The organism is Cupriavidus sp. 22TCCZM01-5, from assembly GCF_057798915.1.
Window position 1 is genome coordinate 152,677 of sequence record NZ_JBYOJR010000008.1, and the last position, 14,524, is coordinate 167,200.

12 protein-coding genes and 2 pseudogenes are annotated in these 14,524 nt (G+C 64.9%); 4 read left to right on the forward strand and 10 right to left on the reverse strand.

The annotated features are described in order from the left end of the window. Window positions 1–55 precede the first annotated feature (55 nt). The 6 genes from AC3FNH_RS10590 to AC3FNH_RS10615 form a co-directional block, all read right to left on the reverse strand. Window positions 56–760 (reverse strand): porin, encoded by a 705-nt coding sequence (locus AC3FNH_RS10590; RefSeq protein WP_276102220.1) that lies wholly within the window; start codon window positions 758–760, stop codon window positions 56–58. Between the two features lie 167 nt (window positions 761–927). After that, complete coding sequence (locus AC3FNH_RS10595; protein ID WP_276102219.1) at window positions 928–1,365, reverse strand: hypothetical protein; 438 nt, start codon at window positions 1,363–1,365, stop codon at window positions 928–930. Window positions 1,366–1,531: 166 nt separating this feature from the next. Beyond that, window positions 1,532–4,024 (reverse strand): penicillin-binding protein 1A, encoded by a 2,493-nt coding sequence (locus tag AC3FNH_RS10600; protein WP_488720008.1) that lies wholly within the window; start codon window positions 4,022–4,024, stop codon window positions 1,532–1,534. A 277-nt stretch (window positions 4,025–4,301) separates the two neighbouring features. Continuing rightward, window positions 4,302–4,658 carry an ArsR/SmtB family transcription factor gene (locus tag AC3FNH_RS10605; RefSeq protein ID WP_488720009.1) on the reverse strand — a complete coding sequence of 119 codons (357 nt, stop codon included), beginning with the start codon at window positions 4,656–4,658 and terminating at the stop codon, window positions 4,302–4,304. After that, entirely contained in the window at window positions 4,639–5,124 is a 486-nt protein-coding gene (locus AC3FNH_RS10610) for an SRPBCC family protein (RefSeq protein WP_488720010.1), read from the reverse strand. Before AC3FNH_RS10610 ends, AC3FNH_RS10605 begins: the two co-directional genes overlap by 20 nt. Before the next feature lie 96 nt (window positions 5,125–5,220). After that, window positions 5,221–5,841: a flavodoxin family protein gene (locus tag AC3FNH_RS10615; protein ID WP_488720011.1), complete on the reverse strand. Its 621-nt coding sequence runs from the start codon at window positions 5,839–5,841 to the stop codon at window positions 5,221–5,223. Between the two features lie 252 nt (window positions 5,842–6,093). Between AC3FNH_RS10615 and AC3FNH_RS10620 the strand changes: the two genes are divergently transcribed. Beyond that, window positions 6,094–8,289, forward strand: a complete 2,196-nt coding sequence (locus AC3FNH_RS10620) for a TonB-dependent receptor family protein (RefSeq protein WP_488720012.1) — start codon at window positions 6,094–6,096, stop codon at window positions 8,287–8,289. An 87-nt stretch (window positions 8,290–8,376) separates the two neighbouring features. Then, window positions 8,377–9,798, forward strand: coding sequence for a multidrug transporter subunit MdtD (mdtD, locus tag AC3FNH_RS10625; RefSeq protein ID WP_488720013.1), 1,422 nt, complete (start codon window positions 8,377–8,379; stop codon window positions 9,796–9,798). A gap of 82 nt (window positions 9,799–9,880) precedes the next feature. On the opposite strand, the gene AC3FNH_RS10630 is transcribed toward mdtD, so the two are convergent. The 3 genes and pseudogenes from AC3FNH_RS10630 to AC3FNH_RS10640 all read right to left on the reverse strand — a co-directional run. Further along, on the reverse strand, window positions 9,881–10,216 hold the full coding sequence (locus tag AC3FNH_RS10630; protein ID WP_488720069.1) for a ShlB/FhaC/HecB family hemolysin secretion/activation protein: 336 nt from the start codon (window positions 10,214–10,216) through the stop codon (window positions 9,881–9,883). Further along, window positions 10,177–10,884, reverse strand: a complete 708-nt coding sequence (locus tag AC3FNH_RS10635) for a POTRA domain-containing protein (RefSeq protein WP_488720014.1) — start codon at window positions 10,882–10,884, stop codon at window positions 10,177–10,179. Before AC3FNH_RS10635 ends, AC3FNH_RS10630 begins: the two co-directional genes overlap by 40 nt. 622 nt (window positions 10,885–11,506) lie before the next feature. Continuing rightward, window positions 11,507–12,250, reverse strand: a pseudogene (locus AC3FNH_RS10640) (hemagglutinin repeat-containing protein); the annotation flags it as partial. Between AC3FNH_RS10640 and AC3FNH_RS10645 the strand changes: the two are divergent. Together AC3FNH_RS10645 and AC3FNH_RS10650 are read left to right on the forward strand one after the other, a co-directional pair. Beyond that, window positions 12,218–12,324 (forward strand): annotated as a pseudogene (locus AC3FNH_RS10645) (H-NS family nucleoid-associated regulatory protein); the annotation flags it as partial. The pseudogenes AC3FNH_RS10640 and AC3FNH_RS10645 overlap by 33 nt on opposite strands. A gap of 192 nt (window positions 12,325–12,516) precedes the next feature. Beyond that, entirely contained in the window at window positions 12,517–12,942 is a 426-nt protein-coding gene (locus AC3FNH_RS10650; RefSeq protein WP_488720015.1) for an NUDIX domain-containing protein, read from the forward strand. A gap of 225 nt (window positions 12,943–13,167) precedes the next feature. Here the strand turns inward: AC3FNH_RS10650 and AC3FNH_RS10655 are convergent, their stop codons facing one another. After that, complete coding sequence (locus AC3FNH_RS10655) at window positions 13,168–14,430, reverse strand: diguanylate cyclase domain-containing protein (protein WP_488720016.1); 1,263 nt, start codon at window positions 14,428–14,430, stop codon at window positions 13,168–13,170. Between the last annotated feature and the right edge of the window lie 94 nt (window positions 14,431–14,524).

Genomic DNA, 14,524 nt, shown 5'->3' on the forward strand with positions numbered 1-14,524 from the left:
GCGCCGGCAAGGCCGGAAAGCCACAGCGCCCCGTGGTGCTGTGGCGATCGTCGCGTCAGAACCTGTGCCGCAGCCCGATCACCGCGCCGATCTGGTTCTCCCTGGCGCCGACTTGCTCGGTTGGCCCCGACAGCGCCGTCGCATACGGATTCAGTGACGGGCCGAAGCCCGTCAGTCCCATGGCCGGGCCGTTGCGGCTGCGGGCGAAGCCAAGCACGGTATAGACATCGGTGCGCTTGGACCAGGCATAGGACCCGGTCAGCATGAAACTGTACGGATCGCCCGAATTGCCGGCGGCATCGTTGTAGTAGGCCGCGCCGCCCAGCTGGATCGCCGGCGTGACCTGGTATTGCACGCCAAGCCAGTACAGGTTGCTGCGCAGCGCAACGGTGCTGAAGCTGTCATACGACCAGCGGTAGCCGGCGACGGCCCGGGCCGGGCCCAGTGCATAGGCCGCGCCGACGCTGGCGCGGTTGGCCTGAGTCGTGTTGCCTAAGTCGGCATAGGTGCCGCTTTCCATCGCGACGTAGGTCTTCAGGCCGGTGCCAGGTTCTTTTCCATCGCGCAAGCCCCAGCGCGCGGCCGGGAGGTCTGTCGAATATTCGCGCATGACGTAGCGGCCGCCCGCGCCGGTGGCGGGCACGCTGGCTACGTGCTCCATACCGGCATCGAGGATGCTGTACGGCGTGGTGCTGGCTTGCGCATGGGCGGTGACAGGCAGCACCGATAGTGCGGCCAGGCAGGCTAGGCGGATCTTCATGTTCGGGCCCCCTCGTCATGTGGATCTCACGCATCCCTGCAACGGCAGGGGTGCCTGGTGGCCACGATCGGGCCACAGGTGCTATGACGCAGAAGTTCGTCCGCGCTGACCGTCTGTTTTCGCACACGCCATGCGCAAGGCGTGTACGCACGCCCGGTAAGCCAGTCTCAGCCCAGGCAGCCCATGCCGTACTGCAGCGCACGCAACGCATCTGCGTGCTCGCGGTAGCGGTCGGCGTAGCTCCAGTACTCGGTGGTCTGCATGGCGCGCTCGGTTGCCCGTACGCGGTAGTCGATGACGAGGCACTGGTTCCAGAACGCGTTCTGGCTGCGCAGGTCCATCTCCTCCTCCCGTTCGCGCCAGGCCTGGCTCTGGGCGGCCGCTTGCATGCGCATGTCCGACGCTGCGCGGTCGGCCTTCTGGTTCTTCGCGATGCCGGGGACCGTCATCACATGCGATCGCATGGTGCCCGTGACATTGCGGTAGCCCGCCGGGCAGGACGCCGATGTGTAGAGCGTTTCGCTGCCGTTCTGGCATTTGGTGACAGCCTGCGCCACGCCGCTGGCCGCCAGCAGCACCATCATCACGGCAAGATGTCTGGACATGGCCGTGCCCTCCCGCGAACAACGATGGATTCAATGTAGGCAGCGAAGGGCGCTGTTGCCAGGGCGGGTCTGCCTTCGGGGCGGGCAGCGGAAACGGCGAGCTGCGTTCGGTTCACATCCGGGGTCACATCCGGGGTGACATCCCCGACGCGCGCCGCATGGATCTTCAGCCGGGGGTGGCGGGAGGGGCAGGAGCGGCCGGCGCCGCTGCCGGCGGTGCCGCAGGGGGCTGGGCCGGCGCGGCGGAAGGTGCGGGTGCCGTGACGGTCGCTGGGTCGGGCGACTCCAGGGGCGCCTGTTCCGGTGCGGCGACGACGACTTCGCCGCGATCGAGCGCCATGCCGGCCGCGGCGTCCGAGGCTTCCGTGGCCGCGGCCGCTTGCGCCGGTGGCTGCGGCGTGACGTCCGCTTCCGGCGGCGGCAGCGCCGGGCGGCGCGGCGCGGGGCGTGTGTCGGGCGACGCTGTCCCGCCGAACAGGCGCGTGAACCATCCGCGCACCTGCGTGGCCAGTGCACTGAAGATGCTGGACTCCTGCTCCTCGGCGAAGCGCGCGCGGCCATCGATGATGCGCGTGCGCAGCGAGCGCTGATAGAAGTCCCCGATGATCGGCAGGGCGCTATGGGCGCCCTGTCCCCAGTAGTCGCTGCGCAGCGTGACGCGGCTGTCGTTGAAGCCGACCCATGCGCCGGCCACCAGTTCGGGGTGCATCAGGATGAACCAGCCGTCGGCATTGTCTTGCGTGGTGCCGGTCTTGCCGGCTACGTCGGCGCGGATGCCGAAGCGCGAGCGGATGCTGGCCCCGGTGCCGCGGTCGATCACGTCGCGCATCACGTCGAGCAGGGTCTGCGTGGTGGCCGCGGGCAGGGCGCGCTCTGCCCGCGCCGGCTGGAATTCCTGCAGGATCTTGCCGTCGCGGTCTTCGATGCGCGTCACCATGGTGGGCGCGATGTATTCGCCCGCGTTGGCGATGGTGGCGTAGGACGCCACCATTTCCTTGAGGGTGACCGGGCTCGTGCCCAGCGCCAGTGACGGCACCGTGTCGAGCTTGCTGTCGCGCACACCCATCGCGCGCGCTAGCCTGGCCACGCGCGCAGGGCCGACTTCCTGCATGAGCTGGGCCGTGATGGTGTTGCGCGAATAGACCAGGCCGTCGCGCAGCGTCATGGCGCGGCCGCTCGGGCGGCCTTCGTCGGTCGGGCGCCAGACTTCGCCGCCGGCGAGCTGGATCTCGACGGGCTGGTCCACCAGCGTGTCGTCGGGCGTCTTGCCCTGCTCGAAAGCGGCGCCATAGACAAAGGGCTTGAATGTGGAGCCCGGCTGGCGGCGCGCGCTCTGCACGTGGTCGAACGCGTCCTGCGTGTAGTCGCGGCTGCCGACCCAGGCGCGGATCTGCCCGGTGCGCGGATCGATGGCGATGAAGCCGGCCTGGATGCGCGTCTTCTGCTGGCGCAGCGCATGCATGAACGACGCATCGGCAAGCAGGTGCCTGAGCGCGTCTTCGGGCGGCGTGCCGGCGGCCACGGCGGTGCGGTACTCGGGCGTTTCGCGCACGAAGGCCTGGACCAGATCCTTGCTGGCGGCCCAGCCGGCGCGCGGCGCCCAGGCGGCATTGGCGATCGACTGCAGCCGGTTGCCCTGCGCGGTGACGGCCTGCGTGGCCAGCGCCTGCAGGCGTGCGTCGATGGTGGTGTGCACGACCAGGCCATCGGCATAGATGTCATAGCCGTTGCGGTCGGCCCAGCCGATCAGCCACTTGCGCAGCTGCTGGGCAAAGTGCGGCGCCGGGCCCGGCGGCTCGGTCTGACGTTCGAAGTCGATGCGCAGCGGCCGCTTCTTCAACTGCTCGAAGCGTACGGCGTCGAGCCGGCCGCGCTTGACCATCTGCGCCAGCACCGTGTTGCGCCGCTCGAGCGCGCGCTCGGGGTTCAGCACCGGGTTGTAGTAGCTGTTGCCCTTGAGCATGCCGATCAGCGTGGCGCTCTGCAGCACGTCGAGCGAGCGGGCCGACTTGTCGAAGTACGTGCGTGCGGCCATCTCGATGCCGTACGCGTTGTACAGGAACGGCACGGTGTTCAGGTAGGTCTCGAGGATCTGGTCCTTGGTGTACAGGGCCTCGATCTTGAATGCAGTGATCGCTTCCTTGAGCTTGCGCGTCATGGTCGGCGCGCGGCCGATCTCGTCCGGGTACAGGTTGCGCGCGAGCTGCTGCGTGATGGTGGAACCGCCCTGGCGGTCGCCGGAGAAGGTGTGCAGCGCCGCCGAGGCGGTACGCCGCCAGTCCAGCCCATGGTGCTGGTAGAAGCGGTGGTCTTCGGTGGCGATCAGGGCGTCGACCACCGAGGGCGAGATCTCCGACAGCTTCACCCACTCGCGGTTGGCCCACTTGAAGACGGCCAGTTCCTTGCCGTCCGAAGACAGCACCTGCGCGGGACGTTCGAACCTGGCCTTGCGGATATCGCTGATGCCCGGCGTGAACGGGATCAGCACCAGTACATAGAGCAGGAACGCCGCCGGCAAGGCGGCCACGCCAAGCAGCGCCTGCCGGCGGGTCGGGCGCCGCAGCGATGGCAGGGACTTGAGGCGCTGCACCGGTTGCAATCGAGCCCAAGCCTGGGCAAGCGGCGGGACGAGCAGGGACTTGATCTTGTCCAGCCTCATGACGCAACCACGATCATCGCAAGGCGGGGGCACAGGACAGCGCAGGGCACTCGGAACACCGGTCTTCGAAAAGACTGAATCCTACCAAAACGTTACGGCTCGCATCGAGGTGCCTGATAGAAAAGCGAAGTTCAGGGCACTGTTAGTTCGGCATTGTGGACATTGCGTCATAAAGCCTTCATATCTGCTCGCCACAACGCGCAGGCCTCCGGGGGTGGCCGGGCATGCCACGCATCCCCGGGCCGTTCCGGGCAGGTTCCTGCCGCAGAACGATAAGTCACGCCGCTGATGGCACTTCGACCGCGGCCTTCAGTTCCAGCAGGGCATGGTCCCACTGCTTCGCGATGACTTCGAGCGAGCGGCGCGCCAGCTCAACTTGCGCAGGCTCGACTTGCCAGAGCCGTTCGCGTCCCACCTTGACGTCATGCACCAGGCCGGCTTCGGCCAGTACGAGCAAGTGTTTGGTGACCGCCTGCCGTGTCATGGCACTGCCCGCGGTGAGCTGGGCAATGGACATCGCCCCGCCCCCGCCCAGCGCCACGACCAGCCTCAGGCGGGTTTCATCGCCGAGCGCGGCAAAGATCGAGGCGCGCACCCGCAAGTCGGGCAGCGCCTCAAGCGGCGTTGTCGACATGGCTGGCAATGTTGCGCATCTGCTCGTCCCAGCCGCCGCTGTTCATGCGGAACGCTTCCAGGCGCAGTTGTGGCGGGATCTGGTCGAAACCGGATTCGACGACAGTCAGCCGTGTGCCGTTCTCCGCAGGCTTCAGTTCGAATACCACGAGCGTGGTGGGCTCGTTCGAGTAGTCACGGCCGGGTTCGACGGCCGCGGGATGCCAGCGCCATGACAGCAGCCGCTGCGGTTCCATCTGCTCGATCTGGATGTCGAAGGGGATGTGCTCGTATCCGGGGTAGGTCACATGGCCCAGCGCGCGCGTGCCGGGTGCGAAGACGACGCCGCTGTCAAACTTCACGCCAAACCAGCTACCAAAGGTTTCGGCGTCGGCAAGCGCATGCCAGATGCGGGCGACAGGTGCCTTGATCAGAATGCTGCGTTCGATTCGGTCCGTGGAGGACGTGGAGGACGTGGAGGATGTCATGTCTGGTCCCCTGAATGAGGTTACATGCAACTGCATGGTTGCATATTAGGGAACCAAACGACAAAGCGCAACCAGAAGGTTGCGCTTTGTATCTCATCAGGCCGCTAGCTTCAGCGTGGCGAGCGCGCGCCGGCCCGCGGCAAGTTGCTGTGCCACTTCGGCAACGCGTGCGCCCAGGTGCTCGGCGGTACGCAGGTCTGCCAGCGGCGGCACCACGTCGGCGCTCTCATCGGCGTTGGACTGCGCCGCAGCGCCGAGGAAGAAGCCGTGGCGATTCAGCGAATCCTCGGTCGACTTGGAGTTGTTGTGGCCCGGAGGCAGGCCCAGATTCACCCAGTGCATGCCGTGCTGGGCGGCAAAAATCGAGATCTGCTGCAGCGTGGCGAGCTTGTCGCCCGAACGCGATGCCGCATTGGTAAATCCGGCCGCCACCTTGTTCGCCCACTTGCCGCCCTTGGCAAAGACATTGCGCGAGGTTGCGTCCATGAAGCCCTTGAACTGGGCCGAGGCGCTGCCCATGTAGGTCGGCGCGCCGAAGATGATGCCGTCGACCTGCTCAAGCGTATCCCAGTGCTGGTCGATCTCATCGACGCTGATCAGCAGGCTTTCCACGCCTTCCACGCTGCCGGCGCCGCGCGCAACAGCCTGGGCCTGCTTGGCGGTGTGGCCATAGCCGCTGTGATAGACGATGGCGACGCGGGTTTGATCGATGCTCATGGTGTCTTGCCTCACTCAATAAACAAATGGATTGAATCTGATTTGACGGCGATGTTGCAAAATGTGTGCTGCCGTTGAGAGAAGTCTAGGCACGTGACGAAGGCCTATGGTGGATCAGATGGAAAGGAATTATTGAAAATATTTGATGAACTGTGGCCGGATCGGGAAAAGGGCCTTCACGTCCCTTCGCGGCATGGCAAATCCGGCGCGGACCATATAAAGTTATCCCGCATCCACCCAAGCCGGCGCCGGATGGATTCCACGACCGCGCCAGCCCGCAACCGCTCTCAAACGATGACAACAGGCGGCAAGCAGAACCTGGCAATGCGGCACTGCATGGCGCGGCATACAGCGGCGTCTGCGATCTGCGTACTGGCCGGCATGGCAGCCAGCGGCAAGGCGATGGCCAGCGAGCCGGATGTGGCGCTGCCGGATGTCGTGGTCAGCGCATCGCGCAGCGAGCAGCGCCGGTTCGACGCCCCTGCCGCGGTGGACAGCGTCCCGGTCGATCCGCTGCGCGCGGCCTCGCCGCTCGTGAACCTGTCGGAAGTGCTGGCCGGCGTGCCCGGCGTGGCGATACGCGACCGCCAGAATTATTCGCAAGACCTGCAGCTCTCCGTGCGCGGCTTCGGCACGCGCTCGACCTTCGGCGTGCGCGGCGTGCGGATGTATGTGGATGGTATTCCGGCGACCATGCCCGACGGGCAGGGCCAGACCGCCACCGCCGACCTTGCCAACGCCAGCCGCGTGGAGGTGCTGCGCGGCCCGTTCGCGCAGATGTATGGCAATGCCTCGGGCGGCGTGGTGCAGGTATTCACGCCCGATCCGCCCAGGGACGGCTTCACCGGCCGCGCTTCGACCGGATTCGGCTCCGATGGCCAGTGGCAGGCCGGCGTGGCGCTTGGTGGCGGCAACGAGAAACTGGGCGGCACGCTGGACGCCTGGACCTACCAGACCGACGGCTACCGCGACCACAGTGCCGCGCGCCGCTATCAGCTCAATGCCAAGGTCGTGGCCCAGCCGACCGACGCGACGCGCGTGACCGGCCAGTTCAATTACTTCAACCAGCCGCTGGCGCAAGACCCGCTGGGCCTGACGCGCGCACAGGCCGATGCCAATCCGCGCCAGGCCGTGCCGGCCGCCACGCAGTTCGACACCGGCAAGACCGTCGAACAGACCCAGGCCGGCGTGGTCGTGGATCACAAGCTGACAGAGGCGGACAGCCTGCAGGGCCGGCTCTATGCCGGCACGCGCCAGCTCAACCAGCGGCTCGGCATGAGCGGTATTGCCGCGAGTTCATCCGGCGGCATCGTCGACCTTGACCGCACCTACGGCGGCGCGGCGCTGTCATGGACCCGGCGTACCACCGCCGGCGGCCTGCCTTTGCGATGGACCGCCGGTGTCGAGGCCAACGGCATGCGCGACGGCCGCACTGGATTCGTCAACAACAACGGCACCCAGGGCGCGCTGCGCCGCGACGAAACCGACAAGGCCAGCGACGTCGGCGCGTTCGCGCAGTTCGACTGGACCTTCCATCCGTCCTGGGAACTCGTGGGCGGCGTGCGTGCCAGCCGCGTGAAGCTGAGCATCGACGATCATTTCATTACCGCCGCGAGCCCGGACGACAGCGGCTCCACCACCTACAACAACGTCAGCCCGGTGCTGGGCATGGTCTGGCATGCGCTCGATACGCTGAACGTCTACGCCAATCTCGGCAAGGGCTTCGAGTCGCCGACGCTAACCGAGGTGGCCTACGGCCCGGGCGGCGTCGGCAGCAACCTCGGCCTGCAGGCGTCCACCAGCCACCAGGGCGAGATCGGCGTCAAGTGGCAGCAGCAGCGCCAGCGGCTGGAAGCGGCGTTGTTCGACGCCGACAGCCACGACGAAGTCGTGCCCTTGTCCAACAACGCCGGCCGCACCGTCTACCAGAACGTCAATGGCGTACACCGCCGCGGCCTGGAGCTGGCCTGGCGCGGCGGCTTTGGCGCGCAGGTGGGTTCATCGGCCGACGGCACCGCGGGCAGCCGGTTCGAGGCCGGCCTGGCCTACACCTACCTGTCCGCCTACTTCGGCGAATCGTTTCTCAATGCGCAGGGACAGACCGTCAGGGCCGGCAACCGTCTGCCCGGCACGGCGCGCCACAGCCTGAACCTGGATGTCGCATGGCGGCCGCTGCCGCCGCTCGTGCTTGGCGCGGAAATGCACGTGGACAGCCTGATCTATGCGGATGACCTGAACACCCAGGCCGCGCCCGGCTATGCCACCTTCAACCTGCGCGCGGGCTACGAATTCCGAATCGGCAAGACGAAGCTGTTCGCGTTCGGCCGCGTCGACAACATCACGGACCGCAAGTACATCGGCTCGGTGATCGTCAACGAAGCCAACGGCCGCTATTTCGAGCCGGCGCCGGGGCGGCGCTTCTTCGTCGGCCTGCGCGCGGCGATGTAAGACACGCGCGAACTTGCCACATCACCCTTCGCCGGCCTAAGGTTGCGGCTTTGGCCGGGACCCCGGCCAGCACCGGAGTACGCAGCCATGACCACGCCCATGCCTGACGACCGCACCCGCCGCATCATGCTGTGGGTGGTGGCGGTCGGCTTTTTCATGCAGACGCTGGATTCCACCATCGTCAACACCGCGCTGCCGTCCATGGCGCGCAGCCTGGGGGAAAGCCCGCTGCGCATGCAGTCGGTCGTGATCGCCTATTCGCTCACGATGGCCGTGATCATCCCCGCGTCGGGCTGGCTGGCGGACCGCTTTGGCACGCGCACCATTTTCCAGACCGCCATCGCGTTGTTCGTGCTCGGCTCGCTGCTGTGCGCGTATGCCGGCACGCTGCCGTTCCTGGTAGCGGCGCGCGTGGTGCAGGGCGTTGGCGGCGCCATGCTGCTGCCGGTGGGCCGGCTCTCGGTCCTGCGCACGTTTCCGCGCGACCAGTACCTGCAGGCGCTCAGCTTTGTCGCCATCCCGGGCATGATCGGTCCGCTGATCGGCCCGACGCTGGGCGGCTGGCTCACGCAGGCGCTGTCCTGGCACTGGATCTTCCTGATCAACGTCCCCGTCGGCATCCTCGGCGCGCTGGCGACGATCCGCTACATGCCGAACGCGCGCCAGGTCGGCATCGGCCGCTTCGACGTCGCCGGCTATGTGCTGCTTGCCGTCGCGATGCTGGCGTTGTCGTTTTCGCTGGACGGGCTGGCCGAACTGGGCTTCCAGCACGCGACCGTCCTGATGCTGCTGATCGCCAGCATGGCCGCGCTGACGGCCTACGTGCTGCACGCCGGGCGCCGGCGCCAGCCGCTCTTCACGCTGCGGCTGTTCCGCATCCACAGCTTCAGCGTGGGTTTGCTCGGCAACCTGTTCGCGCGCATCGGCAATGGCTCGATGCCGTTCCTTATCCCGCTGACCTTGCAGGTGAGCCTGGGCTACTCGCCGTTCAACGCCGGCCTGATGATGCTGCCCGTCACCGCTGCTGGCATGGCGTCCAAGCGCCTGGCCACCCATCTGATCGAGCAGCACGGCTACCGCCGCGTGCTGGTGGCCAACACGTTTGCGGTTGGCGTCGTGATGGCCGCGTTCGCGCTGATCACGCCGCAGCGGCCGCTGTGGATGGTCATCCCGCTGCTGGCGCTGTTCGGCATGGTCAACTCGATCCAGTTCACGGCGATGAACACCGTCACGCTAAAAGATCTGAGCGGCACCAGTGCCAGCGGCGGCAACAGCATGCTGTCGATGGTGCAGATGCTGTCGATGAGCCTGGCCGTCACATCGGCGGGGGCGCTGCTGGCGACGTTCGAGCAGGGCTTTGGCAACGGGCCGTCGGGGGTACTGCCGGCATTTCATGCCACGTTTGTCTGCATGGGGCTGATCACGTGTGCGTCGGCGTGGATCTTCATGCAGTTGTCGCCGCACGAGGCGCGGGCGGTGGCGCACCGGACGGAGCGGGCGGAGGGGTAGGGGCGGGGCGAGGACGTCCGGGACCAGATTGCGGATACTGGGATTCCCGGGCCGTCGCGTTGCCCCTCAGACGGAAGGTGTCCTATTCAAAGGACACACGGAGTTCCTTCATCACCTCTACGTTGCCCCATTTGAACGAGCAACTCCTTCCAACCTCTATGCCTACCATCTTGCCTCCCAATTCTTGCTTCTCACTGATGGGAACGCAGCCGCCAGAAATCTTCACGGCGGGCGCGTTGAAGAAGGCATTCCAGTAGCCGAAGGGGATGCTGTAGTTGATGGCCGAAGAGCGCGTGCCCGCCGCGCCGTTGCCGACGTTGGCATTGGTGTTGCCGGAGACGGTCAGGCTGTCGTAGAGGAAGAGGGGCGAGTCCACCGTCAGCGTGCCGCCCATCTGGTACTTGCCGGTGTTTTCCAGGCCGGCGTTGTCGCCGGTGACGAGGGCATGCCAGCGCTTGCCGGTGCCGGTTTGACCACCAGGTCGGTGGCGCCCGGGGCCTCGCCCGGCACTAGTTCGATCCTGGCATCGGACTGGCCTTGCAGGCGGCGTATGTTTTCCATGCTTTGGTCCACATCGCGCTGGTTGAGCACGCCGCCGGGGCCGGTCGGCAGGGCGGTGCGCCACCAGCCGGCGGTGCCGTCAGACCGGATGCCCGCGATATGCCCGGCGACTGCGCGCAGCCGCAGCTCGCCGCTGGCGAGCTGCTGGTCAGGGATCAGCACACGCGTGGTCATGTAGCCCTGGCTGATCAGGCGGGTGGTGAAGTAGTCCTGGATCGCTTCCAGTCCCTGCTTGCCGACGCACTGGCCGACAAGGATGCCTACCTCGGATTGCAGCCAGGGGAAGTCCTCGGCCCCTTCCCAGGTCACCGTTTGGATCGGGAAGCAGGGAGCCTCGGCGGACAGGAGCAGCGGGCCGGAGGGTTCGCGCTCGGCGGCGGTGGGCGAGAGCACATCGGGCCGGGCCATGGCGCGCTGCTTGGCGGCTTCCTGCTGCTGCTCCTGGCGGCGCTCGATGGCGTCGTTCGGGGTGACTGGCGGGAAGAATGGCAGGGCTTGGGCTACCGCCAGGGAGGGCAGGGCCACGAATAATGGGGCAAAAGGGGAGACGCCGCGCGCCATGCGGCGCGCGTTAGAATTAGGTTCCCGCATGGGACTTTTAACGGCGTTATTTAGACACCGAAGCATCGGTATCTGCTTCGCAGTGGGGAGATTTTGTTGCGGCAATAGGAATATCCTGGCCGTTACCATCAATCTGACGCACATTGATCCAACAACGGTTTTGCTCGGTCCACATGAAGATATCGTAGTCCTTGCCAGATTCTGGAGTGAAGGAGACCGATGGAGGTGAGCAGTGCCAAGTCTGCGAAGCCTCAGACATCGAAACAGTAAGCGGCACTTCAGCCTGTATTACGTACTCCTTAAGGTATGACTTATGCCGAAGTCCTTCAAAACGCATCCAAGATCGTGGGCTCAGAGGCATTCCGATACGCACGCTGTGAGTGGAATATTTTAGACTCTCAAGATAGCCTACATTTGCCTCGATGCGGTCGTCGTCTTTTTCATACCAGTTCTTATAACAGGCTCTCCCAGTACTGAAGAAGGTGGTTCCGTTAACATAAAAGCGCACCCTCGCTGAGGTTGTCTTGTCATATAAGGGGGTGTCATCTGTGACATGACGAGCCGGCTCTGGAATTATGGAGCAGGCAACCTGGCTATTGGTGCTAGCGGTGTCGCGCTTGAGCGTCGCCAGGTCCTGCTTTTGGTTGGCCTGGTCCGTGATGGTGATGGTGCCATCGGCCACGGCAGCCTGCGCCACGCCATCCTGGCTGCCGCTCTTGTGCTGCGGAATCATCGGGCTGATGCCGCCGGTATTCTTGCCGGAAGTGGTGCCGCTGTTGCTCTGGCCGTTGGGGCTCCCCATGGCGCCGCCCGCCGAAACGCCCATCGAGGCGGCGCTGTAGTCCGAATGGTTGGCGATGTCGCTCCAGGAAAGCGTACCCGTGGTCAGGCTGTTCTTGTCCCTGGTGGCGTCGCTGGCGATCACCGCCCCCTTCAGGTCGGTGTTGCCCTTGACGTTGATCTCGAACCCGCCCTCGCCAGCATAGATGCCGGACTGCTCCGTGACGTTGGCATGGGTGCCATCGGCCTTGCCCCTGGACGCAGAGGCGCTGGCCGATCCGCCACCCTGACTGATGCTGAACCCGCCTCCCATGCTTTGCTGGCGGGCGTGGGACTCGCCGGTATCCTGGCGGCTCGCGATATTCAGGTTGCCGCCGACGTCGGCCATCATCTTGCCGCCGCCGACCGTGGCACCCAGGATGTTGGTGTCGTTGCCCGACACAATGGTCACGGACTCCTTGCCGTTCACGTGGCTATTGGACTGGGTGGCACCGACGCTGTCCAGAGCCGCCGCCACCCAAGTTATCGCGACCCCGAAACCGGCAAGACCTGGTCAGGCGTGGCCGCACACCCGCTTGGCTTGGCAAGCGACCCGAGCGCTTCCTCATTGCGGAGGAAGCGTAAGGAAGGCGGGCTCTCTCCTACGTGACCCGGTTGCATCTACAGGCAATACTTTGCCCGTAAAGGCAGAAATTGGTCATGGCAGGTAGAATCTTGCCGCTTAATGCGGCCTCGGAGGCTGGCACGCTTCGTCTTGGCCAGTTCCTCCTATGCTTGTGGTCCGCCTTGTAGTGACCGGGTATAAAGCGACCGAATATGTCAGCAATCAAGCGTTCGGCGGGTCTAGTTGTGATGCGTAACGTTGATGGCCAGTGGCATTGCCTCATCCTGCGCGCCTACCGTAACTGGGACTTCCCGAAAGGGCTGCCCGACCCTGGCGAAGAACTGCTGCAGACGGCACTCCGCGAGACCACAGAAGAAACGGGGCTGTCTGGGCTGGAATTGCCTTGGGGCGAGCACTATCGCGAGACCGAGCTGTACTCGAAAGGCAAGGTTGCTCGCCTCTATCTCGCGCTCTCGCGCCGCGGTGATGTGAGTCTTCCAGTCAGTGCCGAGCTTGGTCGCCCAGAACATCACGAGTTTCGATGGGTATCGCTTGATAGAGCCCAAGAGCTGTTGCCACCACGGTTTTGGCCGATGCTGCGCTGGGCACAGGATGTCGTGGGTACTGCGGGCGTGTGACTTGGCCGCAGGGGCTTAATCGGATTGGCCGTTCAAAAACGAAAATGTCAAAACTAACGGCCAATGACGCCGGGAGCACACCGTGGCTGGCGCTACCGGTCTCTGATGGCCGATAGCAGCGACCCCACGCTCATCCCCCTTTCGTCAGTCCAGGCGCTTGTCAGCATGCCTGCATCAAATGTTCCGTGAATCGTAGCGTTGTTCCTGGCCGTACTATCCGCGAAACTACGTGACTGGCGAGATGAGGTCTTCCGGGAGCTCTACCCGCGCGCCATCCTGCGGCGTGCTGGCGGCGCCTTCCTCCAGCGGGTTGTACACGATGAATCGGTTCTTGCCTGCACGCTTGGCTATGTACAGCGCAGCGTCCGCCTGCCGAAAGAGTTCGTGCTGAGCAGTGGGATGGCAGGCAGTGTTCACGGCAATACCGACCGACGCGCTGCACGCGACGGTGTGACCCTCGATGAGGTAGGGGTCGGACGCTGCCGAAACTATTGCTTGAGCGATACGCTCCGCTGTCGGTGTCGAGGAAATGCCCTGGGCAATCACCGCAAATTCATCGCCACCAAATCGGGCCACAGCGTCAGTGGCACGGACCGCTGACTGGATGCGTATGGCACACATTTTCAGTAGGGCGTCGCCAGCGGCGTGCCCATGGCTGTCATTCACGGCCTTGAAGCCGTCGAGGTCGATAAGGAACAGCGCCAACTCACGTTCGGCAGCACGCGAGTTTGCCAGTGCGGATGCCATGCGGCGGTCAAATCCCTTGCGATTCAGCAGTCGAGTCAAATGGTCGTGACCGACATGTCGTTGGATGCCGCCAATGATGAATACCATCAAGAAGGTCGAGATAACACCGACGCTCAAGGTCCACGCCAGGCGCGCGATGATGAGCTTGCGGCGTGCGGTGTTGACGTCCTCGACATATAGTCTCGCGGCCACTACCCAGCCCCAGCCAGGGACCGGACGCGCGGCAGAAATTTTTTCGACGAGCGTGCGGTCCACCAGCCTGTCAAAAGCGGCGACATGGCCCGTGTCGTTGGTCCGTGCCAACGCTGCCAGTTCGACATAAGGGCGACGCCCCACTGCATCGGTGAGGTTCTCGACCGATTTACCCACCAGCCGGGGCTTGCCAGGATTCAGCAACAGAACGTAGTCCTGAGTGAATGCATACACGTAGCCACTGCCGTGAAATCGCATCAGTTCCCATTGTCTGAGGACGGCCTTTTTCGCGTCGTCCTCGGCCAGTTCGCCTCTCGCGACGCTCTCCTGGTACGACTCCGCAATACGTATGGCGACGTCCAGAATATTGTGCAGGCCCTGCTGCCGTTCGGTAAGTACTCGCTGGTGGGCATCAATGGCGCTTTCAACGCTTACGGCGAGTAAGCCGGTCCACATGAGCGCGAGTGCTAGCCACAGTTTTGTACCGAACGATATTCTTTGATGCATGTCACGCGTTGGCCTGAGCTGACCTTGCGCGGCGGCGCGCACGTGTTGGCTGCAGGCATCTCCTCTTGTGCCAACGCAGCCTGTGCAACAGTATGTTGGCTTTCTATTTTTTGGGCGCCAGCCGATAGGCCATGTA

Coding starts and splice junctions, on each gene's coding strand:
- AC3FNH_RS10590 (WP_276102220.1), bottom strand. CDS start 760: ATGAAGATCCGCCTAGCCTGCCTGGCCGCACTATCGGTGCTGCCTGTC.
- AC3FNH_RS10595 (WP_276102219.1), bottom strand. CDS start 1,365: ATGTCCAGACATCTTGCCGTGATGATGGTGCTGCTGGCGGCCAGCGGC.
- AC3FNH_RS10600 (WP_488720008.1), bottom strand. CDS start 4,024: ATGAGGCTGGACAAGATCAAGTCCCTGCTCGTCCCGCCGCTTGCCCAG.
- AC3FNH_RS10605 (WP_488720009.1), bottom strand. CDS start 4,658: ATGTCGACAACGCCGCTTGAGGCGCTGCCCGACTTGCGGGTGCGCGCC.
- AC3FNH_RS10610 (WP_488720010.1), bottom strand. CDS start 5,124: ATGACATCCTCCACGTCCTCCACGTCCTCCACGGACCGAATCGAACGC.
- AC3FNH_RS10615 (WP_488720011.1), bottom strand. CDS start 5,841: ATGAGCATCGATCAAACCCGCGTCGCCATCGTCTATCACAGCGGCTAT.
- AC3FNH_RS10620 (WP_488720012.1), top strand. CDS start 6,094: ATGGATTCCACGACCGCGCCAGCCCGCAACCGCTCTCAAACGATGACA.
- mdtD (WP_488720013.1), top strand. CDS start 8,377: ATGACCACGCCCATGCCTGACGACCGCACCCGCCGCATCATGCTGTGG.
- AC3FNH_RS10650 (WP_488720015.1), top strand. CDS start 12,517: ATGTCAGCAATCAAGCGTTCGGCGGGTCTAGTTGTGATGCGTAACGTT.